The following is a 26,654-nucleotide window of genomic DNA, read 5'->3' on the forward strand; positions in this document are numbered from 1 at the left end:
GTTGACATTACATGACTACAATGGAACTCTCTGTCCACAAATTACAAATTGTGGACATAGGCATTGTTGATAAAATGAAAAGTCAAGATATATTGGTTTTGATCAAACTGCTTTGTCTGAGTCGCTTAAAAGCCACCGATCTACTTATAGACAGCCAGGACCCAACGCTTGTGGGGTGGGATAATGAGGCGGCATTTTACGAATACCAGCTTCGGCGCATTGATGATATCAATGTAGCTGCCGAACGGCTGGAACATGCATTTAGCATCAGGGGGCTGGCTGAAACATTGGGTATCAGTAAAAGCGAGATCGGCAATAGTATTGGACGATGTCTTAACGTAAATTTAATTAAAATCAGTAGGATAAGTAAAAAGCCAGAGGTAAATAAAAAAATTCTTTTCAACTTTATCCGTTATGGTCTGAGGTTAGTCTTTCCTGCAAAACCCGCCGAAATCATTCGGGGTATCCCAACAACCTTCGCTGCTCCTGTGTTAAAAAATAAGCTATTCAGTGCAGGCGATTTGATTATGGTCTGGCCTGATACATTTGGTAAAGAGATGGGGCAGTCAGTGACGCCTTTATATAAATCCGTTCCTTTTGCGGTACGTCAAGATCCTGAACTCTACAGCTATCTCGCCTTACTTGATGCTGTCAGACTGGGCAATCCACGAGAAATGAATATGGCACTCGAGCAAATAGAAGAGAAATTTTTTCATGTCTCTGACTAATTTCGCCCCTTTAAAAGAGATGATAATTCAGGTAGCTGAAGCCCTCGGCCCCGATCTTTTAGCGACTACTGCTTTTGTAGGGGGAGTAACTACCGGGCTATTGATAACAGATGAATATACGCGCCAGACCGTAAGAGCAACGGATGATGTTGATCTGATAACCAGTGCTCTGGGCTATGTACAACATGCAAATTTTGAGGAAGAGCTACGTAGAAGGGGATTTCGTGATGATGCTGAAAGTGAAGTCATTTGTAGAAAACGTCTGGGTAATTTGAAAGTCGATTTTATGCCAACAGATGAGTCATTGGGCTTCACTAACCGTTGGTATCGTAACGCACTGGCTGAAGCGCAAGATTATGAACTCAAACCCGGCCTGACGATCAGGCTGCTTACGCCTGCTTATTTCATTGCGACCAAGCTGGAAGCATGGAATGGGAGAGGTGAAAAGGATCTTTTGGCTAGCAGAGATCTGGAAGATATTTTCAATCTTGTTAACGGGCGCGAAACGTTAATAGAAGATATCAGCGGAAGTGAACCCGAGCTTCTGGCATGGATTGCTAAGGAATTCAAGAAACTAATTTCAGAAGAGGATTTTGATTATCTGTTACAGGCAACGACCAATGGTGATGTTAAAAGAATAGATTATCTTTTCGATAGGGTTAAAAAAATCATTGGGCTGCATAATGAATGAAGGGCTAATCCTGACGTTCCAGGGAGCCGAGCGAGCGGATAACCAGGATTTCGCGAGCTGGCATATTGGTCAAAGAAACGAGATATGGATCATTGCTGATGGAGCTACAAAAGCAAAAGATAGCGGGCATTTTGTCACCTCTTTTTGTGAAAAAATACTTCTTAGCCTCTCCTCTGTTGCAAAAAAAATTACCGCTCCGTTAGTTTTTAATCTTATTGAAACAGTCCATGCCGATATCAGAAAAGACTTTATCTGTGCAAAAGGGAGCTTTTTACTTTTCATTGTGGATCGGGAAACCAAAACGCAGCACTGCTTTTTTCTGGGCGATTGCCGGATAGGAACTATTCAGAATACTGGCATTAAATGGGCTACGTTTCCTCATAATATGGTAGTGGCGCAGCAGATTACTAATGAGGAAAGAATTCGTACATCTTTAGAAAGACATCTCCTGTTTAGACAACTGATAGCAAGGCGCTTTGAACGTCCTGACTATATTCAACTTGATTTGGATCTTTCATTGCCCATTATTATGGCAACGGATGGTTTCTGGAGTGATTGTTCACTGATAATTTCAGAAAAACTAACCGGTACAACGCTCTGTGAGGTTTTTAAAAGCAAGCAAAATCGGCCGGACGATGCAACTATGCTGCTTCGTCCAGGCCAATTTTGAAAAGGTCAGAACTAGCCCGTACCATTATGACACGGGCTTTTGCTGCTTATTGCAGAATAGTGAACGCGGTGGTGACGTGCTTCACGCCGCTGACCCGGCTGGCGATATCGGCCGCCGCTTTGGCTTCTGCGGTAGTGACCAGCCCTAACAGGAACACCTCGCCGTTTTCGGTGGTGACCTTCACGTTAGAAGATTTGACCTGGTCGCTGGAAAGCAGGTTGGAACGCACTTTGGTGGTGATCCAGGTATCGGAAGAGGCCGTGCCAAAGCTGGCCTTCTCGCTGGTGCGGATTTCGTTATAGACCTCGGTTGCGCCATCCACGCCGACGGCGATCTGTTTGGCGCGGTTAGCGACATCGGCGCTCGGCGCCTGGCCGGTCAGCAGCACTTTGCCCTGATAGGCCGTTGCCACGATGTGGGCTTCTTTTTTGATCTGGTCGTCTTTCGCCAGCGCGTTGCTGACGCGTAACTCCAGCGTGCCGTCATCAACCTGGGTGCCCACGGTACGCGGGTCGGTGGCCGTTTTGGTGGCGACCGCCGCGCTGCCGATCACGGCGGCGACGCAGCCCTGTAGCATCAGCGCGGACAGCACGATGGCGGTTGCGGAAATCAGCTTCATCATAGCTCCTTAAACGTCCTGGTGGGGAAACAAGGTGTTATCGATCAAATCGCACAGGCAATTCACGGTTAACATATGCATTTCCTGAATCCTCGCGCTCCGGTGCGAGGGAATACGAATTTCCACGTCCTGTGGACCCAGCAAACCGGCGAGTTCGCCGCCGTCATAGCCGGTCAGCGCGACAATCGTCATATCGCGCGTTACCGCTGCCTCAACGGCCTTCACAATATCACGGCTGTTGCCGCGCGTTGAAATGGCCAACAGAATATCGCCAGCATGGCCCAGCGCGCGGACCTGCTTGGCGTAGATTTCGTCGTGCAGGCGATCGTTGCCGATTGCCGTCAGCAGCACGTTATCCGCGCTCAGCGCTACCGCAGGCAGGCTGGGGCGCTCGGTTTCGTAACGGTTGATCATACTGGCCGCAAAGTGCTGGGCGTTGGCGCTGGAGGTGCCGTTGCCACAGCTCAGCACTTTATTGCCGTTCAGCAACGACTGGACAATCGTCATCGCCGCGCGCGAAATAGCATCCGGCAGCGCTTCCGCTGCGGCTATCTGCGTCTGAATACTTTCGGTAAAACAAACTTTGATTCTTTCCAGCACGTTTTTCACCTGGCAAGTGGTTGGCGAAATTACTCCGCCGTAAAAGCATCGGACAACCAGTCCGTTCGTGCGCCGGTTATCGCTACCACATCAAAGCGGCAGCGGGCGCTCTCAAGGCTGCTCTGGCGACCGTTCAGCCATAAGGCTGCGGCTTTCAGCAGCTTTTGCTGCTTGCTGCGGGTTACGCTGGCGGCGGCACCGCCGAACCGATCGTTACGGCGATAGCGCACCTCTACGAAAACCCACGTCTCGCCATCACGCATAATCAGGTCGATCTCTCCGACGCGAAAGCGGACGTTAGCCGCGATAAAAGTTAATCCTGCACCTTCCAGCAGGCGGCGGGCCTGTAGCTCATAGCCCGCCCCCGTTTGCTGACGGCTCAGGATGCCGGAACGATTTGTCCCTGGCGATACTGGCTCCATACCAACTTCCTGTTGATGACGCAGTCCTGGGTGGCGCTCAGGTTGCCGGTTTCCCCCTGCAGCCGGAAGCCCGGCAGCTGGCGCACTTCATTGAAGTGATTGGCCAGGGTCCATGCGTCCACGCCCATGGCATAGAGACGAACCTGAGAGTAATCGTTGTTAAAGTTTTTAGCCGCCTGCTGCATCAGCGAGGGATTAGCGCCCGACAGCAGCGGGATATCGCTGAACTGCACGCCTTCCATCTCCAGACGATAGTCCGGGCCGCTGCCCGCCTGATAGCTGCGCGAGCTGGCATAAATCTGTGCCATATTGCGGCTGCTGACGCGCATGGAGAGGGAAGGCTTGATAAGCGCCATCTCGTCCTGCGTCGCCACGACATACAGCGAATCCACGCTGCCGTCGCCTGCCGCTGGTGTATCCGCCTGCGGCGCCGGAATGGTCAGGCCCGCAATAGTTACGCCCTGCGGCTGCTGCGGCTGAGCAACGATCGGCGTACCGGTCAGACGCAAGCCCGCACCGCTATTAATGCCCTGCTTCAGCTCGCCCTGCGAACCGAACTGCTGTTGTAGCACGGTCGCGCCGCCCAGCTGCTGCCATTCTGCAGCAAATGCTTTGCTGACGCGATCGCCCAACGAGCTGCGCGGCACCAGCAGCAGCGGCGAACGCTTGCCCTGATCCCACATATGATGCGCGGCGTCACGCGCTTCGTCTTCAGGAGAAAGCGCAAAGTAACAAAGATTCGGATGGTTCTGTACCGTCTCCGGCTCGTTAAGCGCCAGGATATTCAACGGCGTTTGTAAGGCAGCTAAACGCTCGACGTTGCTTTTCAGCAGCGGGCCGACCACCAGCGTGGCGCCGTCTTTCTGCGCCTGCGCCAGCACCTGATCTATCGGCTGGCTGCTGGTGTCGTAGACCTGAACCTGCGCCGAACTGGATGGCGGCGCGGTTTGCGCCACGCTGCCGTTCTGCACGGCAGGCTGAGCGGCGCTATCGCTGTTTTGCGCAGCTGGCTGAGCAGCAGCGCTATCGGTGGCCGGACTGGCTGCTGCTGGCACGGCGTTGGCATCGACAGGCGTGGCGGTATTGGCGTCAACAGGTGCGGTGCTGGCGGCGGCGGCCTGCGGCTGTGCAGCCGGCTGGGCCAGCGCACCATTGCGTGCGTCGTCAAACCCTTTCTGAATCGCTTTGGCGAAGATCTGCGCCTGGCCGCTTAACGGCAGCAGCAGCGCAATTTTACCGGTCGACGACTGCTGGAAGTTCTGCACCTGGCTCAGCGCCGTTGGCAGCATTTTCGCCGCCGGGTTGTTAGGATAGCGCGTCTGCCAGTCGCTGATGCCCGCTTTCAGCATCGTGGGATCGCTGACGTTGGCCTTATAGACGTTGAGCAGATCCAGCCAGCCCTGTAGCGTGTTTTCATCGGCGTTGATCACCAGGCCGTTGGCCTGCTCTGGCGTCATCTGGCTCAGCGCCAGCCAGGTTGCATCAATATTTTTCTGCTTATCGGCTGGCGAGCTCAGCAGCGGTTCCTGCGCAATATAAGCGCGCAGCTGCGTTAATCCCTGGCTGCCGGCAATTTGCAGCTGGTAGTAACGGGCCTGCTGCTCCTTCGACAGGGAGGCGGCATCAATCTGCTGCAAAAGCTGCGCCGCGCCGGCCGCATCCTTCTGCATCACCTTGAGCTGCGCCTGTAGCAGCAGCGATTCCTGATGCTGGACATCATTCAGCTGCTGCGGCAGGTTGGCCAGCTGGTCGCTGGCCTGAGGAATTTTTCCTTCGTTCAGCAGCGCCCGGATTGCGAGTAATTGCCAGTCAACCTTGTTATCATCTGAACTTTGCTGCATTTGCTGCAAATAAGAGTCGGAAGTGCCTGTCGCGGTGCCCTGCACGTTGACCGTCGGCGCCTGTGGGCCCTGGCCGGAACAACCGGCAAAAATCAGGGCCGCCAGCAGCAGAGGCACGCAGCGTCCTGCTTTGTTATGAATGACTTTCGAAGGAAGCATACTGTATCCAGTTATGTTTTTTTCAAGATGCTCAATATTAAATCGGCAATTCGGATCAAACAATGAAACAACGCGAAGAGATTTCGGCCAGCACGCTCTACATCGTTCCCACACCGATTGGTAACCTGGGCGATATTACCCAGCGTGCGCTCTCGGTGCTTGCCAGCGTCGACCTGATCGCAGCGGAAGATACACGTCATACCGGGCTGTTGCTACAACATTTCGCCATCAATGCGCGCCTGTTCGCATTACACGATCACAACGAGCAGCAGAAGGCGGAAACGCTGTTGGCAAAGCTTCGGGACGGGCAAAGCATAGCGCTGGTTTCCGATGCCGGCACGCCGTTGATTAACGATCCCGGCTATCATTTGGTTCGTCTTTGCCGGGAAGCGGGCGTAAACGTGGTGCCGTTGCCTGGCGCCTGCGCGGCGATTACAGCATTAAGCGCGGCGGGGTTGCCGTCCGATCGATTCTGTTACGAAGGGTTTCTGCCCGCCAAAAGCAAAGGCCGTTGCGACACGCTGCGCGCGCTGGAGCAGGAATCCCGCACGCTGATTTTTTATGAATCCACCCATCGCCTGCTGGAAAGCTTACAGGATATGGTCAGCGTATGGGGAAGCGAGCGCTACGTAGTCCTGGCGCGGGAAATCACCAAAACCTGGGAATCGATTCACGGCGCGCCGGTGGGCGAGCTGCTGGCTTGGGTTAAAGAAGACGAAAATCGCCGCAAAGGCGAAATGGTGCTGATTGTGGAAGGCTATCAGGCCGTGGAAGACGCGCTGCCGCCGGAAGCGCTGCGCACGCTGGCGCTGTTGCAGCAGGAGCTGCCGCTGAAAAAAGCCGCCGCGCTGACCGCCGAAATTCACGGCGTAAAAAAGAATGCGCTCTATAAGTATGCGCTGGAGCAGCAAGAGGGGTGACAAACCGCGCGGAATGCCCTATTATCCGCGCCGAAGCTGACCAGACAGTCGCCGCTTTGTTGCCGTCCTCCTTCGGGGGAGACAGACAAAGGGGAGGAAAGTCCGGGCTCCATAGGGCAGGGTGCCAGGTAACGCCTGGGGGGCGCAAGCCCACGACCAGTGCAACAGAGAGCAAACCGCCGATGGCCCACTTGTGGGATCAGGTAAGGGTGAAAGGGTGCGGTAAGAGCGCACCGCGCGGCTGGCAACAGTTCGTGGCACGGTAAACTCCACCCGGAGCAAGGCCAAATAGGGGTTCACAAGGTACGGCCCGTACTGAACCCGGGTAGGCTGCTTGAGCCAGTGAGCGATTGCTGGCCTAGATGAATGACTGTCCACGACAGAACCCGGCTTACCGGTCAGCTTCAACATTTTCAGTAAGAAACCCGCTTCGGCGGGTTTTTTGCTTTCTACGGTGCGGCCTGTTCACAACGCTTTTTGTGAAAGCAAAAGCTTAAAAGCGCGAGTCTTTGCAGCGCGCCGCCATGGCGGAAACCGCCGCGCTGACATCAGGCTCCTTAGCATAATAGAAGGTCACGCTGGATTGTTGACGGCCTGCTGCCGCAATTTCAATCCAGGCCACGTTGTCGTAATTTCTGTCCGTCAGATTATACTTTTCAATACCTTGAGTCAGGCGGCCGTCCCGCTCCAGCCGAAGGTGCTGACTCTGCGCCGCAGCAAAAAGACAGTCGGCAACATTGTGTGGATATCCCTTCAGGTAGACCTGTTTCATGTCAGGATGCGTCCCAATGCGCCCTAAATCGACACAGCCAACCAGTAAAAGCACAAACATCACAGCCAGCTTTTTCATTCCCTGCTCCTCGTGTTATCGCTCACCTCTGACAATAGGCCAGAGAAAATCAACGTGCGATTAACGAACGAAATTTACCTGAGGATATAAAATAACTACGGCGCTTTGAAAATTTTAACCGTAAGCGTTAACGCTGAGGAGATAAACGATGAAAAGATCGATACTGGCCACCCATTTAGGGCTGTCTGAAGAAGAGCTGGACGAGATGGATCTGGACTCTGAAGATTTAGACGAGGGAAAAGTAGAAGAAGAGAGCAACACCTTCTTTTTTACCGTGCCGGAAAACACGCCTCAGCATATTTTAGGCAAAAAAGGCTGGTCAATCGGCGAGAGGGTCGCCGTGCCCATCAGCTTATTTGACGTATCAGGCAGCTAAACCCGTCATGCATCGCTGGCGAGTTTTACAGGAGTAGGCAACGGCGACTACTCGGCTAAATCAATCACCAGCGCGCGCGTTGGCGTGGTTGCCATTATCGTCACGCTCTGCTCTTTTTCGATAAATGCGCCGTCGCCGCAGGCAAGCGTCTGCCGATCCGCTGAAGATGCGGTCACGGTAAAGCCGCCGTGAATTGATTGCAGATAGGCGCGCGAACCACGTAACGGCAGCGTCACATCTTCGCCCGGTTGCAGTCTCAGATGATAAATCCAGGCCTGTTGGCGAAGCTGCAGGCTCTGTTGTGCACCGTCCGGCGAGGCCAGCAGTATGGCGCTCGCGTTAGTCGGGATCGACAGGCATTGAATCGCCGCGTTTTCCCTGTCGGGACAGGCGTCCAGCCAAAGCTGCATACGCGTCAATGGCTTCTCGCCACTGATATTATGCTCGCTGTAGCTGATCCCCGGTTGGGCAGCCAGCAGCAAAGCTTCGCCCGCGCGCGCCACGACATGGTTGCCGTCGCTGTCGCGGTACTCCGCTTCGCCCTGCAGGATCAGATTAACAACATCGACCTTTGGCCAGGTTCTGGGTTGGAAGGAAGCCCCTGGTGTCAGCACTTCCTGATTGAGCACGCGTAAAGAGGCGTAGCCCAGCAGTTGAGGATCAAAATAGTGGCCGAAGGAAAACGTGTATCGCGCCTGGAGCCAGCCGTAATCGGCTTGACCACACTGTTGTACGGTGCGACTGGTAATCATATTTTCCTCCTTATTAACCGGCAAACCGCGTCGGTCATTTATTATGCCGCTATAGTAAGGCGCTGGACGCCAGATTGTTAGCCAGTTAATCTGCTTGCCATATTCAAAAATCCTGAAAGAGAACCGCTATGGCAAAAGATCGCGCTCTGACGCTGGAGGCGCTGCGAGTAATGGATGCTATCGATCGACGCGGCAGCTTTGCGGCGGCGGCAGATGAGCTGGGCCGCGTCCCTTCAGCGCTCAGCTACACCATGCAAAAGCTGGAAGAGGAGCTGGACGTGGTGCTGTTTGACCGCTCCGGACACCGAACTAAGTTTACCAACGTAGGACGCATGCTGCTGGAGCGGGGCCGGATTTTGCTGGAAGCGGCCGATAAGCTGACCACCGATGCGGAAGCGCTGGCGCGGGGCTGGGAAACACAGTTGACTATCGTTACCGAAGCGCTGGTTCCTTGCGAATATCTCTTTCCTTTGATTGATAAACTTGCCGAAAAAGCCAATACGCAAATCGCGCTGGTGACGGAAGTGCTGGCGGGCGCCTGGGAAAGGCTGGAGCAGGGCCGCGCGGATATCGTTATCGCGCCGGATATGCATTTTCGCGCCTCTTCAGAGATCAACACCCGCAAGCTGTACAGCATTATGAGTGTGATCGTCGCCAGCCCGGATCATCCTATCCATCAGGAACCGGAACCGTTATCGGAACCATCACGGGTGAAATATCGGGGTATTGCCGTAGCGGATACGGCGCGCGAGCGCCCGGTACTGACCGTACAGCTACTGGATAAGCAGCAGCGGCTGACCGTCAGTTCAATCGAAGATAAGCGCCGTGCGCTGCTGGCCGGGCTGGGCGTGGCGTCCATGCCGTACCCGATGGTGGAAAAAGATATTGCCGAAGGGCGTCTGCGTGTTGTCAGCCCGGAATACAGCAAAGAGGTCGATATCATTATGGCCTGGCGCCGCGACAGCATGGGCGAAGCCAAATCATGGTGCCTGCGGGAGATCCCTAAGCTGCTGGCGAAGCGTCACGCGCCGCTCAGGGGATAACGCCGGCTAGCGGAAGCGTTCATCGCGCCCGTGTGGCTCGTCCCAGTCGAAAGCCGGGCCGGTCGAGATAACGCCGTAGGGATTGATCGTCTTGTGGCTACGGTAATAATGATGGCGGATATGCGCCAGATCGACCGTTTCAGCGATGCCCGGCAGCTGATAAATTTCTCGTAAAAAGCCGCTCAGGTTCAGATAGTCGCTAATACGATAGCGATCGCATTTGAAATGCGTCACATAAACCGGATCGAAGCGAACTAAGGTCGTCCACAGACGCAGGTCCGCCTCGGTCAGCCGGTCGCCGGTCAGATAGCGATGCTGCCCCAGCATTTGTTCAAGCCTGTCCAGTGACTGGAAAAGGGCGGTGACCGCCTCGTCATAGGCCGCCTGAGAAGTAGCGAACCCCGCTTTATAGACGCCGTTGTTAACGGTGTCGTAAACCCAGCCGTTCACCTCATCGATTTTGGCGCGTAAGTCCGCCGGATAGTAATCGCCGGCGCGGGCGCCTGCCGCGTCGAATGCGCTGTTAAACATTCGCAAAATATCGGCTGATTCATTACTGACGATAGTCTGCTGCTGCTTGTCCCAAAGTACCGGGACGGTGACCCGGCCGGTATAGTCCTTATCAGCGTGCAAATAAAGTTGATACAGGAATTCGTTCTGATAAAGGCTGTCGCCCGTCGCGCCCGCAAAATCTTCATCAAACGTCCAGCCGTTTTCCAGCATCAGCGGATGGACTACCGACACGGAAATAAGCTTTTCCAGCCCTTTTAGCTGACGCATCAACAGCGTTCGATGCGCCCAGGGGCAGGCAAGCGAAACATAGAGGTGATAGCGATCCGCCTCGGCACGAAAACCGGCTTTGCCGTCTGCGCCGGCAGAGCCGTCGGGCGTTACCCAACTGCGCCAGGCAGAATCAGAACGTTTAAAGCGCCCGCCCGTGGATTTTGTGTCGTACCAGTTATCGTGCCAGACGCCGTCAATAAGCTGTCCCATGTAAACTCCCTGATAATTAAATGATAATAAAAGAATATAACCTGTTATCAGAAAAAAGCTCGTTACTTTCTCCTAAAAATAATTATGCGATAAAATAGAGGGTATCAGGTTGGTTTTTTTAACTTTACTGGATGTAATGCCCCGGCTTTATAATTAAAAGCGCTAATTACATTCTGGTTTTCACCATTAATACAATGCCTGTTTTAAGGCTGCCTTTATTCTGTATTGATTTGGGCCTGTAGATATTTGACTTTTTTTGCTGGCTGTCATTAAAATAGTTCTCGCCTGCTTTATGGCGTGGGGTTATTAATAAAAAAGGAGAATTTTATGCGTGAATTAAACAGCCAGGAAGTTGACGTCGTCTCAGGTGCCGGCTTCTTTGCCGATTTAGGTAAAAGCATTGGCGCAGCAATTGGAGGCGTGGTAGATCTGGGCACCTCAGCTGGCGGCCTGACAACGGATGCAACCTCGGCGGCGGGTACGCTGGGATCCGGTATCGGCAGCATTCTGGAACTGGATTTCATTAGCGCTATTACGAATATCGGTTCCGGCATCGTCGGTATCGTTAATTTTGGCATCAGCGCTATCTCACAGATCAAAAATAAATCGGCTTAATTGGCGGTCTGGTTCGGAGAGTCACATCTCCTGGCATTATATTTATACCGTACAGAAAAATTAACGTTATAGTCGTCTGGTTAAGAAATTGGTTAATCTTTTAATCAGATACGCTGGCGCTTATTGAAAGCAGGGCATAAAGCCCTGCTTTCATCATTCTTTATTTTTTTCTTTTAATTAAGCGGTCGAGGCTGTATGCACCAGGGCCGGTAATAAACAGCAGCAGATAACCACCAGAGATACTCATATTTTTCATAAAGTTAATAGAGTTACCGTCTACGCTGAAATTACTGTGAAACACAAATGCGGTAATCAGCGTAAAAATGGCGGTGGAGATGGCGGTAAAGCGCGTCAGGAAGCCAAACAGGATAGCCAGACCGCCGCCGAACTCCAGCAAAATGGTCAGCGGCAGTAAAAAGCCCGGTACGCCCATTGCTTCCATATACTGTTGCGTGCCCGCATAACCGGTAATTTTTCCCCAGCCCGCCACGATAAACAGGACAGGCATCAAAATACGCGCGACCAGAAAGCCGATATCTTCTAATTTTTTCATGTTAATCCCCGATAAATTTTATCTGGCCTGAATAGCTCCTGGCCGCATGAAGCCCGGTTGTGACGCTGAATACGCGTTAATTCCCGGTCGTTGCAGAAGATAATATTCGTCAGGAGAGAGGATTGTAAGCGAGTTAAACTGTCAAAGTTCTTCAGAAAAATTGAGTATTCAGGTTCAGCGAGGCTGAACCTGAGAAAGAACAGAAAGCATCAGCGGCCCGGCAGGAAGTTGCGTACCATACGCACCGTACTCCAGATACCCAGGCCGCGCTTGGCCCAGCGGGTAATACGGCGTGGATTACGCACCGACCAGATAGCCGCCAGGCCGCTGCCGACCGCAATATAACGCTTCAGGCTGAGCAGCGTTAGCCAGCCGCGATCGTAACGGGCGGTACTTTCCAGCCAGAATTTCTTTTGGATGCTGAGATCGAGCCGCTGCTGTTGGATCTGACGCAGCAGTTCGGCCTTACGCTCGTCACGCTCGCGGCTCATTAATCGTTCTCCAGTAGCTTACGATCGGATTTCAGTTCTTTACGGGTAGCGCCCAGAAGGGTGGAACGACGAGATTTGGCCAGCGTCCAGAGTCCAAAGAACAGCGCTAATGCAAAAAGCACCGCCGTGGTAATGCCGATAGCCATCAGGCGATACTGTGCATCCACCGCCCAGATAATGAGCACCATCAGGCTCATCAGGCCAAAAGCGGTAAAGAGCATGGTCAGCCCGACCATGATCAACAGCTGGATCAGGTTCGCCTTCTCTTCTTCCAGCTCCACGACGGCCAGCCTGACGCGGGTTTCTACAATCCCGACCAGAGTGGTGACGAGGCGCTGCCCGATGTTGATGACCCCTTTGCCTGGGCCCTGGCTTTGCTGGGAATCTTTCATTGTTATCGACGCGTCAGCAGCACGCCCAGCACTACGCCGATAGCGGCGCCGATGCCCACGCTGGTCCATGGATTTTCGCGCACGTAAACGTCCGCATTATCGGCAACTTCACGCGAAGTTTTGGCGAGGCGATCGCCGGAGTCGCCTAAACGTGCGCGGGTATCTTTCAGCGCGCTCTGTGCTTTGCTACGCAGCTTGTCCAGCTCGTTTTTTGATTTGTCAGTGGTATTGCTCAGCACTTCTTCCAGCGTATCCGCCAGATTCTTTAATTCCGCACGCAGATGATCGGAAGTGATATCTTTTGACATAACAAACTCCTTTATAATCAGTAATGAGAATCCTGACTGCCTCAGTAAGGGGCGGCCTGGACTTCCTTCAGTTCACGTTTTGCTTCTGCCAGCTTGCGTTCACGTTTAGCGATTTTCTCTTTATCATCGCCATCCGCTCTCTCCTGGTTCAGCTCTTTTTGCCGCTCTTCCACTTTCTGCTGCAGCTCATCGATCTTTTCCTGATGACTCGCCTTCAGTTTGTCGTCCGTACAGCCCGCGCGAGCCTCCGTCAACGCCCGCTCCAGACCAGTAACGCGGCGCTGGTTGTCGTGCTGACGGGCTAAATCGATCTCGTGCTGAATGTCCTGCTCTTTTTGCAGGCACAGCGAGTCTGCCGCCTGAGCGAAAGTGGTCAGGGATAAAAGGCTGAGGCCAAGGATCGTGCGGTATTTCATAAAGTGACCTTCCATTGTTTGGGTTCGCTGATACAACCCCGTTAATCCTGTCATGCTTGCCGCTTACGCCGGCCAGTTAAGCATAGTCAGGAAATGCGGAAAGCTCAAAAAGAGAGAAGATTCTTAAGGATAGAGGCCCGGAAGTGGCACTGCCGGGCACGTTTCTTAGCCGATGCTCTGCTTATGCGGGCTGATGCGGCTGAGCCACTCAGAAGATTGTTCGAGCTGAGCGATATCAAAGCCTTCCGGCAGCAGGCGGCGCAGTACTTTCTCGGCGGCGGTACTTTGCTCCTGTGAATCAAATTTAATCACCAGCGTGTTTTTATCCGGCGTGATGCTTTTAATATGGATGCCTTCCGCGTTCAGCCGCTGATAGACATAGAAGCCGTCCGGCACCGTAATACCCTGGCGAGAGGCCCGAATTTGCAGCGCCGTTTCACCGCCAAACAGGGCAGGCAAAAGCGCAATCATTGTCAGCGCAACCGATGCCAGCGCCACCAGGCCCAGTATTCGTTTGCGGGAAGCGTAATTTTTCATCATGAGTTTCCTTTCTCATTCATAGTGCGTTTCTTTTTCCATAAAACATAAAGCGACCCAAACAGGCCGACAACCAATAAAATCAGCGGCAGCATCATCAGGCAAGCCATCAGCTGATCTTCATACCGCTGAAAAAGAGGCGTTCTGCCCAGCGCAAAGCCCAGCACCGTCAGGATCAGTACCCAAAGCAGCCCGCTCACCCAGTTGAAGAACTGAAAGCGCGCGTTGTTTAAGCCCGACAGCCCGGCAATGGTCGGCAGCAGCGTGCGGACAAAAGCGATAAAGCGGCCGATCAACAGGGCCGAAAGCCCGTGGCGATGGAACAAAGCGTGCGCGCGCTGATGGTACTGCGCGGGTAGATGGGCGAGCCAGCGCTGCACCGTGGCCGTATTGCCCAGCCAGCGCCCCTGAATATAGCCTACCCAGCAGCCCAGGCTGGCGGCGGTAGTCAATACCAGCAGCGTAAGCGGAAAATTCATCGTGCCTTTGGCAATCAGCACGCCGACCAGGATCAGCAGGCTGTCGCCCGGCAGGAAAGCGGCAGGAAGCAGGCCATTTTCCAGAAATAAGATCATAAACAGCACTAAATAGATTGCCCAGACCAAGGAGGGATCGGCCAGCATGACATAATCCTGGTGCCAGAGGGCATGGACCAGCGCTTTTAAAATATCCATAAAGTGTCCCTGAATAGCATTTTCGCCATGTTCCGGCAAAGTTCATCACAAATGGTTGTAGTTAGTATGCGTGCGGAACCTGGTCTTAACACGAAAAAAAGAAACAAAGGTGAAAATAAACGGCCTGTCGGGCTTGATACGCCGGGCCGTCAAATCGTTATGAATGCGGTCTGATAAGCCTGGGCAAAGCCAGCATTACCGTTGTTGTACAGGCGCAATCAGGAGGTGCAAAGGAGTTTTACACAGGCTGACATAATTAGAGGGTTAACTGCAATAATTTCGCCGCCTGGCGGCGGCAAAACCCTTACTTATCGGTCACAGAGATGCCTTTGATGGCGACAACGGGATTTTCAGTAAACATGTAACGATCGATGCTGGGTTCAAAATCGTCTGAAGTGGCTTTAAACAGCATCTGGCGGGTATGTTCAAGGTGCTGCCACATGGCCAGCTTGCTGCCGGCCGGATCTTTACGCATCAAGGCGTTAAGTATGCGATCGTGATCGTCACACCAGCTTTCCATAGCGCTGTCGTCAATGTGTTCATGCAGTTTCAGCCAGTAGGGGTTGTGCAAACGGTGCAGCCACATTTTTTCTACAATAGCGGCCAGCGCGCCGTTTTGCGTGGCGCGGGCAATCTGCACATGGAATTTTAAATCCCATTCTGAATCACGGAAGCGATCTTCTTTTCTGGCCTGCTGCTGGATTTCCATTAACTGCTGAATATCCTGCCGGGTTACCTGAGTGGCGGCAAACTCTGCCACATTGCTTTCAATCAGCTGGCGAGCCTGTAGCAGTTCAAACGGGCCAAAGCTGGCAAATTCTGACTGTTCGTCCGGAACGACGCTGTTTCTCTGGTGTTGTGAGATCACATGGATACCTGAGCCTTTGCGTACCTCAACGTATCCTTCTACTTCCAGCATGATGATCGCTTCACGCACCACAGTGCGGCTGACGCCCATTTCTTCTGCAATAAAGCGTTCAGCCGGTAATTTCTCGCCAACGGCATAAACCCCTTCCTCCAGACGACGTTTAAATTCCGCAGCGAGCTGCTGGTAAAGACGTCGGGATTCGGCCAACACCATAATCTTTCTCCTGCCGCACAATGATGGAATTTGTTATACCACTTCCGCCGGGCGGGAGAAACCCGGACTAGCGCGCGGCGGCCCCGGCCGACCTGACGCTCTGCTGCTTCTGATCGACTGCGGGTTGGTTGCTTAATAATGTCCAGATAGCTACTGCGCCAAGCACATCCATCAGCGCCAGCACGGCGAACAGCGGACTGAATCCCAGCGTGTCCGCCAGGGCGCCGACGATCAACGCAAACAGCGTGCTGGCGCTCCAGGCCGCCATCCCCGTCAGGCCATTGGCGGTCGCCACTTCATTGCGGCCAAACACATCGGAGGAAAGGGTTATTAACGCGCCCGACAGCGCCTGATGAGCAAAGCCGCCTACGCAAAGCAGGGCAATCGCGGTGTAGGGACTGCTAAATAAGCCAATGGTGCCGGGAGCAATCATCAGGAGCGCGCCCATAGTAACCACCAGCTTACGCGAGACGATAAGATTGACACCGAACCAGCGCTGGAACAGCGGCGGTAGATAGCCACCGATGATGCAACCAAGATCGGCGAACAGCATCGGCATCCAGGCGAACAGCGCAATTTCTTTCAGATTGAAGCCGTAGGCCCGAAACATAAACAGGGGGATCCAGGCGTTGAACGTTCCCCATGCGGGCTCAGCCAGAAAGCGCGGTAGCGCGATCCCCCAGAATTGCCTGCTGCGAACAATTTGCCAGGCGCTCATTTTGGTTGCATTGCTGACCTGATGGTGCGCTTCCTGGCCTGAAAGAATGTACCGACGCTCGGTTTCATGCAGTTTTTTATGATCTTTTGGATGCTGATAAAAAATCAGCCAGCATAACGCCCAGATAAAGCTAAGGATGGCGGTAACAATAAAGGCCATCTGCCAGCTGTGCGCCACGATAGCCCAGACAACCAGAGGCGGTGCCAGCATGGCGCCAATGGACGAGCCGACATTAAAATAGCCTACCGCGATTGACCGTTCTTTGGCCGGAAACCATTCGCTGCTGGCTTTTAATCCGGCGGGGATCATCGCTGCCTCTGCCGCGCCTACGGCGGCACGAGCCAGCGCCAGCCCCGTCCAGCTGTTGGCCAGCGCCGTGGCTCCGCAAAAAATCGCCCAAAGAATGGCAAACAGAGCGTAACCCACTTTCGTTCCCAGCACGTCAAGGATATAACCCGCGACGGGTTGCATCACGGTATAGCAGGCCGAATAGGCGGCGACGATATAGGAGTACTGCTGGGTCGTGATATGCAGCTGTGATTCCAGCGTAGGCGCGGCAACGGCAATCGTATTGCGTGTCAGGTAGCCCAGCACGGTGCCCAGCGTGACCAGACCTATCATATACCAACGCAGTCCTTTGATTTTACGCATAAAATTCTCCCGCTTTTTCTAATCCCTATTGATTTATGGCTTCCTTTTCAACGCGGGACGGCTTGCTGGTTGGCACCCGCACGTTAACTCTCCAACCGCCGTACTGTCAGGAGGCTGAATGCCGCAACAATAACTTGTCATACAGATTCTAAAGGAGAGAAACGTCACAATTGCAGCCCAGGCGGCTAATGTTTTTTTAATATCATATTAATCAATAGGTTATTTTTTATCCCGGCAACGCCGTCAGGCGTAAATGGCATTTTTGTGATCGGGGTTGCACAAAATTACGCCGTATCTCAATAATTGGTATGATAACTTTGCAGCAAAGGATGTTGACCACAGGAGAAGGGTATGTCGGGTTTTATGCAGGAAGATTTTTTGCTGTCGGGGGAGTTTGCGCGCCGCTTGTACCATGAGTTTGCGGCCGGGCAGCCCATTTTTGACTACCACTGCCATCTGCCGCCGCAGCAGATTGCCGAGGATTATCGATTCAAAAATCTGTATGACATCTGGCTAAAAGGCGATCATTACAAATGGCGAGCGATGCGGGCGAATGGCGTACCGGAAGCGCTGATTACCGGTAACGGCAGCGATCGTGAGAAGTTTGCCGCCTGGGCCAGCACGGTGCCCGATACCATTGGCAATCCTCTTTACCACTGGACGCATCTTGAGCTGCGCCGACCTTTTGGCATTACGGACACGCTGCTGTCGTCGGAAACGGCGGAAGAAATATGGTCGCGGTGCAACGCGCTGTTGGCACAGGATGCGTTCAGCACTCGCGGCATCATGCAGCAGATGAATGTGAAAATGGCGGGCACGACCGACGATCCAAGCGACGACCTGCGCTACCATCGCCTGCTCGCTGAAGATGCCAGTTTTGCTGTCAAAATATTGCCAGGCTGGCGTCCTGATAAGGCGCTCAATCTGGAGGCTGGCGGCTTCTGTGACTATCTGCAAAAACTGGCTGCGGTTAGCGATACGGATATTGTCCGCTTCGACGATCTCCGCCAGGCACTCAGCCGCCGGCTTGACCATTTTGCCGCTCACGGCTGTAAAATTGCCGACCATGCGCTGGATGTTGTGCTGTATGCCGATGCGGACGAAGCCACGCTGGACGGCATCCTGGCGCGGCGTCTTGCCGGAAAAAGCCCGAACGAGCTGGAGATTGCGCAATTTAAAACGGCGGTGCTGGTATGGCTTGGCGCGCAGTACGCTCAGCGCGGCTGGGTTCAGCAGTATCATATCGGCGCATTGCGTAACGCCAACAGTCGTCAGTTTGCGCGGCTGGGGCCGGACGTGGGCTATGACTCTGTTAACGACGCTCCGATCGCCGTACCGCTGGCGCGTTTGCTGGATGCCCAGCACCGAAAGGATGCGCTGCCAAAAACCATTCTCTACTGCCTGAACCCACGGGATAACGAAGTTATCGCCACGATGGCCGGCAATTTTCAGGGCGAAGGAGCGCCGGGCAAAATGCAGTTCGGTTCCGCGTGGTGGTTCAACGATCAGAAAGACGGCATGACGCGACAGCTGACGCAGCTGGCGCAAATGGGCATGCTCAGCCGTTTCGTTGGCATGTTAACCGACAGCCGCAGCTTTCTCTCCTACACGCGGCATGAATATTTCCGTCGCCTGCTGTGTGAAACGATCGGTGGCTGGGTGGATAACGGTGAAGCACCGGCCGATCTCAATCTGCTGGGCAAAATGGTGGAAAACATCTGTTTTAACAATGCGCGCGACTATTTTGCCGTTGAGCTGTAACCGCCGTCCTGAACCGTTGCGGCTCCGCTACCAGTACGGACAGAAAACGCCCTGGGCGAAACGCAATACCGGGGAAGGAGCGCAATGCCGTACCGGGACTGACCGCAAGGGTAACGGTATTGGTGCCACGACTTATCAGCAAGGGCATACGCCAGCCCCGCTTAGCTGAGGAAAACATCATGCAGCGTTACATCCGGATCGATCCTGAAGATAACGTCGCCGTCGCGCTGGCTGACCTGGCGGAAGGCGAGGCGCTGGAAGCAAACCGGCACGTAATCGTGTTGCAACAGCCTGTCGCGCGTGGGCACAAGTTCGCCCTTTTACCGCTGGCTGTGGATGAGCCAGTTATAAAATATGGCCTGCCTGTTGGGCATGCCACCCAGGCGATCGCCGCAGGGGAAGGGGTCCATTCTCATAACCTCTGTACCAATCTTGGGGACGTGAATGCCTATCGCTATCGGCCGGATTTCGTCACGCTGCCAAAACCGGCTGGCGATCGCGAAGTGCAGATTTACCGCCGCCGTGACGGCAGGCCCGCCATTCGTAACGAACTCTGGCTACTGCCAACGGTTGGCTGCGTCAACGGTATAGCAAAGCAAATGGTGGCCCGCTTTATGGCAGAAAGCGAGGGCGCGACAGATATTGACGGCGTTTTCCTCTTCACCCATCCGTATGGCTGCTCGCAGCTGGGAGAAGACCATCTCAATACGCGCACCCTGCTGCAAAATATGGTGCGCCATCCAAATGCCGGCGCGGTACTGGTGATAGGTTTGGGCTGCGAAAACAATCAGATCGATGCTTTTCGCGAGACGCTGGGCGAAGTGGATGCCGATCGCGTCGGCTTTATGACGCTACAGCAGCACGATGATGAAGTGGAAGCCGGGCTGGCTCAACTACGTCGCCTGTATAAAGCGATGCGTAACGATCGCCGCGAGGCTGGACGGCTAAGCGAGCTGACGTTTGGCCTGGAATGCGGCGGCTCGGATGGCCTTTCCGGCATTACCGCTAACCCCTTGCTGGGACGTTTCTCAGACGAGGTGATAGCCAACGGCGGCACCACCGTGCTGACGGAAGTGCCTGAAATGTTTGGCGCCGAACAGACCCTGATGAACCGCTGTCGGGACGAAGCAACCTTTCGCAAAACTGTCGATATGATTAACGATTTCAAGCGTTATTTCCTGCAGCACCATCAGCCCGTTTTTGAAAACCCTTCGCCGGGCAACAAAGCGGGCGGCATCACTACCCTGGAGGAAAAGTCGCTGGGCTGCACGCAGAAAGCGGGTCGGAGCCAGGTGGTGGACGTGCTGAAATATGGCGAGCGCGTACGCAAGCCGGGGCTGAATTTACTCAGCGCGCCGGGCAATGATGCCGTGGCGACCAGCGCGCTGGCGGCGGCGGGCTGTCATATGGTGCTGTTCAGTACCGGCAGGGGCACGCCCTACGGCGGCTTTGTGCCCACCGTTAAGCTGGCGACCAACAGCGAACTGGCGGCGAAGAAACCGCACTGGATCGATTTTGATGCCGGGCCTTTGCTTCAGGGTGTGGAGATGACGACGCTACTGGAAAAATTTATCGATCTGCTGGTGGAAATCGCCTGCGGCCGTCAGACCAGAAACGAGCTGAATGATTTTCGCGAGCTGGCGATTTTTAAAAGCGGGGTGACTTTATAGCGGGCGCGTAACGCTGCGCGACAGGGCGAGAAACCCCACCCGTTCGGCAGGGCAGGATTTCTCGCTGAGCAGGGCGCCATCTTTTGACGGCGCCGCCGGTTAAGCTTTTTGTTCCACCCGACGCTCTTCGGCCATGCAGGCCGCGGCGGTAAACAGAATATCGGCGGAAGAATTCAGCGCCGTTTCGGCGGAGTCCTGCAGAACGCCGATAATAAAGCCTACGGCTACCACCTGCATCGCCACATCGTTAGGGATGCCGAACATATTGCAGGCGACGGGGATCAGCAGCAGCGAACCGCCCGCCACGCCGGACGCGCCGCAGGCGCAGATGGAGGCCACAAGGCTAAGCAGGATCGAGGTGCCGATATCTACATGGATGCCCAGCGTATTCACCGCCGCCAGCGTCAGTACGGTAATGGTGATGGACGCGCCCGCCATACTGATATTGGCGCCCACGGGGATCGAGACGGAATAGGTGTCTTCATCCAGATTAAGCTTCTTCGCCAGCGCCATATTTACCGGGATATTGGCCGCCGAACTGCGGGTAAAGAAGGCGGTGACGCCGCTTTCCCGCAGGCAGGTAAAGACCAGCGGGTAAGGATTACGGCGGATCTTCCAGTAGACCAGAATGGGGTTGATAACCAGCGCCATCAGCAGCATACAGCCCAGCAGCAGGGCAAGCAGATGCGCGTACTGCCACAGCGCCGAAAAGCCGGTAGAGGCCAGAATCGACGCCACAAGGCCGAAAATACCGACAGGAGCGAAGCGGATCACAATACGCACCAGGTAAGTCACGGCGTCGGAGGCATCATTCAGGAAAGCGCGCGTGGTGTCGCTGCTGTGGCGGAAAGCGAAGCCCAGGCCAATCGCCCACACCAGGATGCCGATATAGTTGGCATGCATCAGCGCGTCGATCGGGTTGGAAACCATGCTCATCAGCAGGCCGTTTAAGACGGCCAGGATACCGGACGGCGGCGTGATTTCATTATTGGCGGCGCTCAGCGTCAGCGTCTGCGGCAGCAAATGGCTGAACGCCACAGCCAGCACGGCGGCAAAAAACGTGCTCAGCAGATACAGTATCACGATAGGGCGGATAGAGGTTTTCTGGCCCTGCTTGTGGTTGGCGATAGAGGAGATCACCAGCACCATGACCAGCAGCGGCGCTACGGCTTTCAGCGCGCTGACAAACAGCGAGCCGAACAGGCTGACGGAAAGCGCGCTCTCTTTGGAAAACCACGCCAGCGCCACGCCAGCGACCAGACCGATCAAGATCTGCGTAACCAGGCCTGCCTGCATCAGACGCTGCAACAGGCCGGGACGATTCTTTTCATTACTCATATAAAAACCAGCTGTAAAAGTGATGGAATGCGCCTCAGCGTCGTGTGCGCTGAACTGACGGCATCGGTGTGTTTGCGCAGGCAGTATAAGGAAATGTGTTGGCAGGGGAAGCGAAAAGTGGCCCGACGGCGGCGGAATATTCTGCCGTCGGGCCTGGCTGTTACGTCAGGGTAAAAGTTATTTCCGCAGCGCTAAACGATCGTTGCGGCGGTTAACCAGAGCGTTAATCAGCAGCGTAATGGCCAGGATACCGCCGACGATGCTCAGCGAAACCGCCACCGGAATATGATAGAAATCGACGATCAGCATCTTGATACCGATAAAAATCAGCACGATCGCCAGACCATATTTCAGCATAGAGAAGCGTTCCGCCACGTTAGCCAGCAGGAAGTACATCGCGCGCAGGCCAAGAATAGCGAACAGGTTAGAGGTCAGGACGATAAAGGGATCGGTAGTAACGGCAAAAATAGCCGGAATGCTGTCCACGGCGAAAATAACGTCGCTCAGCTCGACCATAATCAGCACCAGCAGCAGCGGCGTGGCGTAGAGCAGGCCGTTGCGACGCACAAAGAACTTTTCGCCTTCCAGGTTATCGGTCATGCGCAGATGGCCACGCAGCCAGCGCACTACCGGCTTATCGCCTACCGCGCCTTCATCGCCGCCTGCCATCGCCATTTTGACGCCGGTAAACAGCAGAAACGCGCCGAACAGGTAGAGGATCCAGCTGAATTCCGACACCAGCCAGCTGCCGGCGAAAATCATGATGGTACGCAGCACGATGGCGCCCAGCACGCCGTAAATCAGCACGCGGCGCTGAAGCGCAGCAGGAACGGAGAAGTAGCTGAACAGCATCAGCCAGACGAAAACGTTATCGACGGCCAGCGCTTTTTCCAGCACGTAACCGGTCAGAAAGGCGAGGGATTGCGTATGGGCGATCTGCGGCCCGACGGTTTCTTTCAGATACCACCACAGCCCGGCGGCGAACAGCAGCGAGAGGCTAATCCAGACCAGCGACCAGAAGGCGGCCTGCTTCATCGACATGGTTTGCGCGCCGCGCCGCCCCTGCATCAGCAGATCGATGGCCAGCATAATCACCACCACGACAGCAAAGCTGCCCCAAAGTAACGGCGTGCCTACAGTATTCATAGTTTTTTCCTGTCAAAAATAAAATGGCCAACATCGGAAGACGTCAGCCACACTATTTTTGCTGTGAGCAAACCTCGCCTTCCGGCAAGGTCTCACTTACAGTCAGCTTGCTGACTGCCCGGCAACCGGGCGCTTACGCACCGTAATGACGATTGACCGACGAAGAAGTTACTCCCCTTTGCAGCAGTGAAGATAGTGGCCGCGAGCACATTGGTCAATCTTACGCAGAAATATTTAGCAATATTTACACGACGGCCAGCGCATCGGCAGGAAAAACCACGCCGGTCTGGCGACGGATCTCCGTCAGCAGCGCCGCTGTGATGCGCGTCACGGTCAGGCCCGGATGGTCTACAGCGTGTTCTTCCACCAGCCGGACAAAGGTTTCCGCTTCGTACAGTAACGTGTTGATGTGCTGAGGCTGGCTAAGATCCTGCGGCTTCGCGCCGCGCGGTATGAAATGGATCTGCTGGCAGTCGGCCAGCTGCCCGATAACCAACGATCCCGCTTCGCCCTGGATTTCGCCGGGCAGATCGGACTGGCTGACTTTGGAGTGCAGCAGCGTCACGTCGAAACCGTCGTAGCTCATAACCACCGTACCGTGGGCGTCGACGCCGCTCTCCAGCAGCGAAGCCGTGGCGACCACGCGCGCCGGCTCGCCCCACAGGCTGACCGCCGCTGCCAGGCAGTAGTAGCCGATATCCATTATCGAGCCGTTTGACCAGGCCGGATTAAACGTATTCGGGTTCTCTCCCTCCAGATAGCGCTGATAGCGTGATGAATACTGGCAGTAGCTAAACAGCGCCTTGCGCAGCTTGCCGACCTTCGGCAGCGCCTGGCGCAAAATGTGAAAGTTCGGCAGGCTGGCCGTTTTAAACGCTTCGAACAGCACCACCTGATTAGCGCGCGCGCAGGCGATCATCGCTTCCGCTTCGCGAAGGTTAGAGGCGAGCGGCTTCTCACAAATCACGTGCTTCTTGTGCTGTAAAAACAGCAGCGCCTGCTGACAGTGCAGCGCGTTGGGGCTGGCGATATAAACGGCGTCTACCGCCTCCGACTGCGCCAGCCGATCGAGAGAGGTAAAAAAATGCTCAACGGGATAGTCGCGGCTGAAGGCCTGAGCCTGCTCCAGCGTGCGTGAATAAATGGCGGTGAGCTTCATTTTCCCGGTTTCGTGCGCGGCGTCGACAAACTGACGCGTAATCCAGTTGGTTCCAATAACAGCGAAGCGGATCATAATTTTTCCCGAACGGTTGATTCATTGAGCCGGGCGCCGTGCGCGCCGTAACCTTATCTACCAGCGTAGCAGGCAAAAAAGCGCGGCGGGCGCGCTGACTATTTGATTTTTAACGCTGCCTCTCTCACGATAAGAGCAGGTTAACGGCGGCGAGGTCAAAAAATTCATGTCCACAGGCAGTAAACATGCACTTAACTGGACCAGCCTGCTGGTCGCTATTCCTGTGGGGCTGGCGGCTTCGCTGGTGACGCTGGGCTTCCGCTTGCTGATAGAAGGCATCAATCTGCTGATGTTCGGCAGCCGTCAGGATGTGACCCAGGCTATCGGCGTCTGGCCCTGGTATACGTGGCCGCTGATTGTCGGCGGCGGCGGGATACTGGCCGGATTTTTTCTGCGCTACGCCACCGCTATTGAACAGAAAGCGACGGTTCGCACCGATTATCTGGAAGTGATCAACGCCAGGCTGGACGCGGTGCCGACCAAAACCTCGCTGTTTCGCGCGCTCTCTTCCATCGCCAGCATCAGCAGCGGCGCGTCCATTGGTAAGGAGGGGCCGATGGTGCAGCTTTCGGCGCTGGTGGGCAGCCTGATGGGACGCTTCTGCTTCAAAAATCTGCCGCTGAAGAACACGGACGTCGTGGCGATGGCCGCGGCAGCCGGGCTCTCTTCCGTTTATCATGCGCCGCTTGCCTCGGCTATCTTTGTGGCGGAAATCGCGTTCGGCATTTCCGCCTTACAGCGGCTGATCCCGCTGATTATCTCGGCTGGCGTGGCCGTGCTGACCATGTCCGCGCTGGGCTATCGTTCCGCCATCTACCCTTTTGCCCACGCGCAGTTTGCGCTGACGCCGGAAAACATGCTGCTGACGGTGCTGATTGGCCTGCTGGCGGGCCTGGCTGGCTGGATGCTGATCTGGCTGATCGCGCAGAGCCGTAAGCGCTTTAGCCGCGTTAAAAGCCTGCCGCTGCGGCTGGGGCTGGGCGGCGTGATGGTTGGCGTGCTGGCTATCGGCAGCACTAAGGTGCTCGGCAACGGCTATGAGGTGATTGTGGAGATCATGGCCGGCAGCTTTATGCTAAAAGGGCTGATTGCGCTGCTGCTGTTAAAGATGCTTGCCACGGCTATTTCGGTTGGCTCCAACGCTGTCGGCGGGCTGTTTACGCCATCATTGCTGACCGGCGCGCTGTTGGGCGTGGTGGTCGCCAGCCTGGCCGCGCTGGCCGGGCTGCCGGTGGACAACGCCGTAATTTTCGCCGCTGTGGGCATGGGCGCGGTGCTGGCCTCGGTCAGCCAGGCGCCGCTGATGGCGATGCTGATGGTGCTGGAAATGACGCTAAACAGCAGCCTGCTGTTTCCAACCATGATCGCCTGCGTGCTGGCTTTTATGGTGGTGTACCGTCTGCAATCCAGCAGCACCTATCCGGTTATTCAGCGCCATTTCAGCCGTTCGGACGCCAAGTTCGATTTTGACAACGGCATTATCTCGCAGTTTATCGTTTCCGGCGCGGCGCTACAGCCGCAGGATCCCGTCGGCAAGGCGCTGGCGGTGAGCTCGCTGAAGCGCGAACGTTTCGTCTATGTGATTAACGAAACCGGTCAGTTTATGGGCGCGGTGTCGATCCACGATATTTCGCGCAAGGTGCTGGATAAGGAGATTACGCTGAACTCGCCGATAAGCTGCGTAACGGACGAGAATTTCCCTTATATTTTTGAGAATCAAACCATTACGGAAGGTTGGGAAGCCTTCGCCAGGGTGACGCTGGAGCGTCTGCCGGTGCTGAATAATCCCGTCGAGCGCAAGTTTCTGGGCGCGCTTACCAAAACCAGCCTGATCCAGAAAGCGAAGGACTTTTTATAATGCGACAGCAGGTCGCGGCGAGCACGGAGGCACGTCGCGGCGGCGCTAGCTTTCTCTGCCGCGCAGCGCCTGTTCGGTCAGCCACAGGCGCGTATCAAATTCCAGCTGGTGATACTGTGGCTCCATATGGCAGCAAAGCTGATAAAACGCCTTGTTATGATCTTTCTCTTTAATGTGCGCCAGCTCGTGTACCACGATCATGCGTAAAAATGCCTCCGGCGCCTGTTTAAAAATGGTCGCCACGCGGATTTCCGCCTTCGCCTTCAGCTTGCCGCCCTGCACGCGGGAAATGGCGGTGTGCAGCCCCAGCGCGTGTTTCATTACCTTGATTTTGCTGTCGTAAATCACTTTATTCAGCGGCGGTGCGTTACGCAGGGCCTGGTTTTTCAGCGTCAGCGCGTAGTCATATAACGCTTTGTCGCTGGTGATGGCGTGCGTGTCGGGATAGCGTTTTTGCAGTACTTCGCCCAGCCGCTGCTGATCGATTAGCTGCTGCACCTGAGTCAGCAATGACTCCGGATAACCTTGTAAATAGAGTAAAGACACA

Annotated in this window: 30 protein-coding genes and 1 other RNA gene; 11 read left to right on the top strand and 20 right to left on the bottom strand. The window is 54.9% G+C overall.

Features of this window, described 5'->3' with window-relative positions; all coding sequences use genetic code 11:
• The first annotated feature begins 11 nt into the window (after positions 1-11).
• The 3 genes from AB6T85_RS07280 to AB6T85_RS07290 are packed head-to-tail and all read left to right on the top strand — an operon-like array spanning position 12 to position 2,089.
• The gene (locus AB6T85_RS07280; protein ID WP_369895148.1) at positions 12-728 is read left to right on the top strand and encodes a hypothetical protein; all 717 of its coding nucleotides are present in this window, start codon (positions 12-14) and stop codon (positions 726-728) included.
• Positions 715-1,419: a hypothetical protein gene (locus tag AB6T85_RS07285; protein ID WP_369895149.1), complete on the top strand. Its 705-nt coding sequence runs from the start codon at positions 715-717 to the stop codon at positions 1,417-1,419. Before AB6T85_RS07280 ends, AB6T85_RS07285 begins: the two co-directional genes overlap by 14 nt.
• The gene (locus tag AB6T85_RS07290; RefSeq protein ID WP_369895151.1) at positions 1,412-2,089 is read left to right on the top strand and encodes a PP2C family serine/threonine-protein phosphatase; all 678 of its coding nucleotides are present in this window, start codon (positions 1,412-1,414) and stop codon (positions 2,087-2,089) included. Before AB6T85_RS07285 ends, AB6T85_RS07290 begins: the two co-directional genes overlap by 8 nt.
• 46 nt (positions 2,090-2,135) lie before the next feature.
• On the opposite strand, the gene dolP is transcribed toward AB6T85_RS07290, so the two are convergent.
• Genes dolP through AB6T85_RS07310 form a run of 4 tightly spaced genes read right to left on the bottom strand, consistent with a single transcriptional unit; the run spans position 2,136 to position 5,730 of the window.
• On the bottom strand, positions 2,136-2,708 hold the full coding sequence (gene dolP / locus AB6T85_RS07295) for a division/outer membrane stress-associated lipid-binding lipoprotein (RefSeq protein WP_301730289.1): 573 nt from the start codon (positions 2,706-2,708) through the stop codon (positions 2,136-2,138).
• Between the two features lie 9 nt (positions 2,709-2,717).
• Complete coding sequence (diaA, locus tag AB6T85_RS07300) at positions 2,718-3,308, bottom strand: DnaA initiator-associating protein DiaA (protein WP_125290352.1); 591 nt, start codon at positions 3,306-3,308, stop codon at positions 2,718-2,720.
• Between the two features lie 29 nt (positions 3,309-3,337).
• Complete coding sequence (locus AB6T85_RS07305; RefSeq protein ID WP_253455794.1) at positions 3,338-3,730, bottom strand: YraN family protein; 393 nt, start codon at positions 3,728-3,730, stop codon at positions 3,338-3,340.
• Positions 3,688-5,730 carry a penicillin-binding protein activator gene (locus AB6T85_RS07310; RefSeq protein WP_369895153.1) on the bottom strand — a complete coding sequence of 681 codons (2,043 nt, stop codon included), beginning with the start codon at positions 5,728-5,730 and terminating at the stop codon, positions 3,688-3,690. Before AB6T85_RS07310 ends, AB6T85_RS07305 begins: the two co-directional genes overlap by 43 nt.
• A gap of 62 nt (positions 5,731-5,792) precedes the next feature.
• Here AB6T85_RS07310 and rsmI point away from each other — a divergent pair, with 62 nt between their 5' ends.
• Both rsmI and rnpB read left to right on the top strand, forming a co-directional pair.
• Positions 5,793-6,650 carry a 16S rRNA (cytidine(1402)-2'-O)-methyltransferase gene (gene rsmI / locus AB6T85_RS07315; protein WP_253455789.1) on the top strand — a complete coding sequence of 286 codons (858 nt, stop codon included), beginning with the start codon at positions 5,793-5,795 and terminating at the stop codon, positions 6,648-6,650.
• Between the two features lie 32 nt (positions 6,651-6,682).
• An RNA gene (gene rnpB / locus AB6T85_RS07320) (RNase P RNA component class A) lies at positions 6,683-7,060 on the top strand.
• A gap of 83 nt (positions 7,061-7,143) precedes the next feature.
• Here the strand turns inward: rnpB and AB6T85_RS07325 are convergent.
• Positions 7,144-7,500, bottom strand: coding sequence for a hypothetical protein (locus AB6T85_RS07325; RefSeq protein ID WP_253455787.1), 357 nt, complete (start codon positions 7,498-7,500; stop codon positions 7,144-7,146).
• A 148-nt stretch (positions 7,501-7,648) separates the two neighbouring features.
• Between AB6T85_RS07325 and AB6T85_RS07330 the strand changes: the two genes are divergently transcribed.
• Positions 7,649-7,876 (top strand): hypothetical protein, encoded by a 228-nt coding sequence (locus AB6T85_RS07330; RefSeq protein WP_369895154.1) that lies wholly within the window; start codon positions 7,649-7,651, stop codon positions 7,874-7,876.
• Positions 7,877-7,923: 47 nt separating this feature from the next.
• Here the strand turns inward: AB6T85_RS07330 and AB6T85_RS07335 are convergent, their stop codons facing one another.
• A complete protein-coding gene (locus AB6T85_RS07335; protein ID WP_369895155.1) occupies positions 7,924-8,628 on the bottom strand; it encodes a pirin family protein in 705 nt (234 codons plus the stop codon).
• A 128-nt stretch (positions 8,629-8,756) separates the two neighbouring features.
• Here AB6T85_RS07335 and AB6T85_RS07340 point away from each other — a divergent pair, with 128 nt between their 5' ends.
• A complete protein-coding gene (locus AB6T85_RS07340) occupies positions 8,757-9,671 on the top strand; it encodes a LysR family transcriptional regulator (protein WP_125290359.1) in 915 nt (304 codons plus the stop codon).
• A gap of 6 nt (positions 9,672-9,677) precedes the next feature.
• Here AB6T85_RS07340 and AB6T85_RS07345 read toward each other — a convergent pair whose 3' ends face one another.
• Positions 9,678-10,664, bottom strand: a complete 987-nt coding sequence (locus AB6T85_RS07345; RefSeq protein ID WP_253455782.1) for a glutathione S-transferase family protein — start codon at positions 10,662-10,664, stop codon at positions 9,678-9,680.
• 327 nt (positions 10,665-10,991) lie between these two features.
• Here AB6T85_RS07345 and AB6T85_RS07350 point away from each other — a divergent pair, with 327 nt between their 5' ends.
• Positions 10,992-11,279: a hypothetical protein gene (locus AB6T85_RS07350; RefSeq protein ID WP_301252936.1), complete on the top strand. Its 288-nt coding sequence runs from the start codon at positions 10,992-10,994 to the stop codon at positions 11,277-11,279.
• A gap of 160 nt (positions 11,280-11,439) precedes the next feature.
• On the opposite strand, the gene AB6T85_RS07355 is transcribed toward AB6T85_RS07350, so the two are convergent.
• The 9 genes from AB6T85_RS07355 to AB6T85_RS07395 all read right to left on the bottom strand — a co-directional run bounded on the left by AB6T85_RS07355 (position 11,440) and on the right by AB6T85_RS07395 (position 17,100).
• Complete coding sequence (locus AB6T85_RS07355) at positions 11,440-11,832, bottom strand: DoxX family protein (protein ID WP_125290362.1); 393 nt, start codon at positions 11,830-11,832, stop codon at positions 11,440-11,442.
• Positions 11,833-12,041: 209 nt separating this feature from the next.
• The gene (locus AB6T85_RS07360; RefSeq protein WP_253455775.1) at positions 12,042-12,323 is read right to left on the bottom strand and encodes a YqjK-like family protein; all 282 of its coding nucleotides are present in this window, start codon (positions 12,321-12,323) and stop codon (positions 12,042-12,044) included.
• On the bottom strand, positions 12,323-12,715 hold the full coding sequence (locus AB6T85_RS07365) for a phage holin family protein (protein WP_125290364.1): 393 nt from the start codon (positions 12,713-12,715) through the stop codon (positions 12,323-12,325). The genes AB6T85_RS07360 and AB6T85_RS07365 overlap by 1 nt, the downstream gene beginning before the upstream one ends.
• A 2-nt stretch (positions 12,716-12,717) precedes the next feature.
• Positions 12,718-13,023 carry an ElaB/YgaM/YqjD family protein gene (locus AB6T85_RS07370; protein ID WP_125290365.1) on the bottom strand — a complete coding sequence of 102 codons (306 nt, stop codon included), beginning with the start codon at positions 13,021-13,023 and terminating at the stop codon, positions 12,718-12,720.
• A gap of 41 nt (positions 13,024-13,064) precedes the next feature.
• Positions 13,065-13,439, bottom strand: a complete 375-nt coding sequence (locus AB6T85_RS07375; RefSeq protein ID WP_148101255.1) for a DUF1090 domain-containing protein — start codon at positions 13,437-13,439, stop codon at positions 13,065-13,067.
• 165 nt (positions 13,440-13,604) lie between these two features.
• Positions 13,605-13,979 (bottom strand): EnvZ/OmpR regulon moderator MzrA, encoded by a 375-nt coding sequence (gene mzrA, locus AB6T85_RS07380; RefSeq protein WP_253455772.1) that lies wholly within the window; start codon positions 13,977-13,979, stop codon positions 13,605-13,607.
• Positions 13,976-14,650: a DedA family protein gene (locus tag AB6T85_RS07385; protein ID WP_253455768.1), complete on the bottom strand. Its 675-nt coding sequence runs from the start codon at positions 14,648-14,650 to the stop codon at positions 13,976-13,978. The genes mzrA and AB6T85_RS07385 overlap by 4 nt, the downstream gene beginning before the upstream one ends.
• A gap of 304 nt (positions 14,651-14,954) precedes the next feature.
• On the bottom strand, positions 14,955-15,731 hold the full coding sequence (gene exuR / locus AB6T85_RS07390; RefSeq protein WP_301252938.1) for a transcriptional regulator ExuR: 777 nt from the start codon (positions 15,729-15,731) through the stop codon (positions 14,955-14,957).
• A gap of 67 nt (positions 15,732-15,798) precedes the next feature.
• Positions 15,799-17,100 carry an MFS transporter gene (locus AB6T85_RS07395; protein ID WP_253455761.1) on the bottom strand — a complete coding sequence of 434 codons (1,302 nt, stop codon included), beginning with the start codon at positions 17,098-17,100 and terminating at the stop codon, positions 15,799-15,801.
• A 351-nt stretch (positions 17,101-17,451) separates the two neighbouring features.
• On the opposite strand from AB6T85_RS07395, the gene uxaC reads away from it, so the two are divergent.
• A complete protein-coding gene (gene uxaC, locus AB6T85_RS07400) occupies positions 17,452-18,861 on the top strand; it encodes a glucuronate isomerase (RefSeq protein WP_369895159.1) in 1,410 nt (469 codons plus the stop codon).
• Positions 18,862-19,040: 179 nt separating this feature from the next.
• Entirely contained in the window at positions 19,041-20,531 is a 1,491-nt protein-coding gene (locus AB6T85_RS07405) for a UxaA family hydrolase (protein WP_369895160.1), read from the top strand.
• Between the two features lie 99 nt (positions 20,532-20,630).
• Here the strand turns inward: AB6T85_RS07405 and sstT are convergent, their stop codons facing one another.
• From sstT to AB6T85_RS07420, 3 genes are all read right to left on the bottom strand, one after another.
• Positions 20,631-21,869 (bottom strand): serine/threonine transporter SstT, encoded by a 1,239-nt coding sequence (gene sstT, locus AB6T85_RS07410; protein ID WP_253455753.1) that lies wholly within the window; start codon positions 21,867-21,869, stop codon positions 20,631-20,633.
• A 177-nt stretch (positions 21,870-22,046) separates the two neighbouring features.
• Positions 22,047-23,015 (bottom strand): TerC family protein, encoded by a 969-nt coding sequence (locus AB6T85_RS07415; RefSeq protein WP_253455751.1) that lies wholly within the window; start codon positions 23,013-23,015, stop codon positions 22,047-22,049.
• Positions 23,016-23,259: 244 nt separating this feature from the next.
• Positions 23,260-24,249, bottom strand: coding sequence for a Gfo/Idh/MocA family protein (locus AB6T85_RS07420; RefSeq protein ID WP_301252945.1), 990 nt, complete (start codon positions 24,247-24,249; stop codon positions 23,260-23,262).
• 166 nt (positions 24,250-24,415) lie between these two features.
• On the opposite strand from AB6T85_RS07420, the gene AB6T85_RS07425 reads away from it, so the two are divergent.
• A complete protein-coding gene (locus AB6T85_RS07425; protein ID WP_369895161.1) occupies positions 24,416-26,107 on the top strand; it encodes a chloride channel protein in 1,692 nt (563 codons plus the stop codon).
• A 45-nt stretch (positions 26,108-26,152) separates the two neighbouring features.
• On the opposite strand, the gene AB6T85_RS07430 is transcribed toward AB6T85_RS07425, so the two are convergent.
• Entirely contained in the window at positions 26,153-26,653 is a 501-nt protein-coding gene (locus AB6T85_RS07430) for a M48 metallopeptidase family protein (RefSeq protein ID WP_253455745.1), read from the bottom strand.
• Between the last annotated feature and the right edge of the window lies 1 nt (position 26,654).

It is taken from the genome of Erwinia aeris (assembly GCF_041224955.1).
GTDB lineage: Bacteria > Pseudomonadota > Gammaproteobacteria > Enterobacterales > Enterobacteriaceae > Erwinia > Erwinia aeris.

Bases quoted from the DNA above. Each gene is read 5' to 3' on its own strand.
- AB6T85_RS07350 (WP_301252936.1), top strand. From the start codon at position 10,992: ATGCGTGAATTAAACAGCCAGGAAGTTGACGTCGTCTCAGGTGCCGGC.
- sstT (WP_253455753.1), bottom strand. From the start codon at position 21,869: ATGAGTAATGAAAAGAATCGTCCCGGCCTGTTGCAGCGTCTGATGCAG.
- AB6T85_RS07340 (WP_125290359.1), top strand. From the start codon at position 8,757: ATGGCAAAAGATCGCGCTCTGACGCTGGAGGCGCTGCGAGTAATGGAT.
- AB6T85_RS07335 (WP_369895155.1), bottom strand. From the start codon at position 8,628: ATGATTACCAGTCGCACCGTACAACAGTGTGGTCAAGCCGATTACGGC.
- AB6T85_RS07370 (WP_125290365.1), bottom strand. From the start codon at position 13,023: ATGTCAAAAGATATCACTTCCGATCATCTGCGTGCGGAATTAAAGAAT.
- dolP (WP_301730289.1), bottom strand. From the start codon at position 2,708: ATGAAGCTGATTTCCGCAACCGCCATCGTGCTGTCCGCGCTGATGCTA.
- AB6T85_RS07345 (WP_253455782.1), bottom strand. From the start codon at position 10,664: ATGGGACAGCTTATTGACGGCGTCTGGCACGATAACTGGTACGACACA.
- AB6T85_RS07415 (WP_253455751.1), bottom strand. From the start codon at position 23,015: ATGAATACTGTAGGCACGCCGTTACTTTGGGGCAGCTTTGCTGTCGTG.
- rsmI (WP_253455789.1), top strand. From the start codon at position 5,793: ATGAAACAACGCGAAGAGATTTCGGCCAGCACGCTCTACATCGTTCCC.
- uxaC (WP_369895159.1), top strand. From the start codon at position 17,452: ATGTCGGGTTTTATGCAGGAAGATTTTTTGCTGTCGGGGGAGTTTGCG.
- AB6T85_RS07360 (WP_253455775.1), bottom strand. From the start codon at position 12,323: ATGAGCCGCGAGCGTGACGAGCGTAAGGCCGAACTGCTGCGTCAGATC.
- AB6T85_RS07365 (WP_125290364.1), bottom strand. From the start codon at position 12,715: ATGAAAGATTCCCAGCAAAGCCAGGGCCCAGGCAAAGGGGTCATCAAC.
- exuR (WP_301252938.1), bottom strand. From the start codon at position 15,731: ATGGTGTTGGCCGAATCCCGACGTCTTTACCAGCAGCTCGCTGCGGAA.
- AB6T85_RS07420 (WP_301252945.1), bottom strand. From the start codon at position 24,249: ATGATCCGCTTCGCTGTTATTGGAACCAACTGGATTACGCGTCAGTTT.
- AB6T85_RS07385 (WP_253455768.1), bottom strand. From the start codon at position 14,650: ATGGATATTTTAAAAGCGCTGGTCCATGCCCTCTGGCACCAGGATTAT.
- AB6T85_RS07325 (WP_253455787.1), bottom strand. From the start codon at position 7,500: ATGAAAAAGCTGGCTGTGATGTTTGTGCTTTTACTGGTTGGCTGTGTC.
- AB6T85_RS07425 (WP_369895161.1), top strand. From the start codon at position 24,416: ATGTCCACAGGCAGTAAACATGCACTTAACTGGACCAGCCTGCTGGTC.
- AB6T85_RS07290 (WP_369895151.1), top strand. From the start codon at position 1,412: ATGAATGAAGGGCTAATCCTGACGTTCCAGGGAGCCGAGCGAGCGGAT.
- AB6T85_RS07305 (WP_253455794.1), bottom strand. From the start codon at position 3,730: ATGGAGCCAGTATCGCCAGGGACAAATCGTTCCGGCATCCTGAGCCGT.
- AB6T85_RS07375 (WP_148101255.1), bottom strand. From the start codon at position 13,439: ATGAAATACCGCACGATCCTTGGCCTCAGCCTTTTATCCCTGACCACT.
- AB6T85_RS07395 (WP_253455761.1), bottom strand. From the start codon at position 17,100: ATGCGTAAAATCAAAGGACTGCGTTGGTATATGATAGGTCTGGTCACG.
- AB6T85_RS07330 (WP_369895154.1), top strand. From the start codon at position 7,649: ATGAAAAGATCGATACTGGCCACCCATTTAGGGCTGTCTGAAGAAGAG.
- mzrA (WP_253455772.1), bottom strand. From the start codon at position 13,979: ATGATGAAAAATTACGCTTCCCGCAAACGAATACTGGGCCTGGTGGCG.
- AB6T85_RS07310 (WP_369895153.1), bottom strand. From the start codon at position 5,730: ATGCTTCCTTCGAAAGTCATTCATAACAAAGCAGGACGCTGCGTGCCT.
- AB6T85_RS07285 (WP_369895149.1), top strand. From the start codon at position 715: ATGTCTCTGACTAATTTCGCCCCTTTAAAAGAGATGATAATTCAGGTA.
- AB6T85_RS07405 (WP_369895160.1), top strand. From the start codon at position 19,041: ATGCAGCGTTACATCCGGATCGATCCTGAAGATAACGTCGCCGTCGCG.
- AB6T85_RS07280 (WP_369895148.1), top strand. From the start codon at position 12: ATGACTACAATGGAACTCTCTGTCCACAAATTACAAATTGTGGACATA.
- AB6T85_RS07355 (WP_125290362.1), bottom strand. From the start codon at position 11,832: ATGAAAAAATTAGAAGATATCGGCTTTCTGGTCGCGCGTATTTTGATG.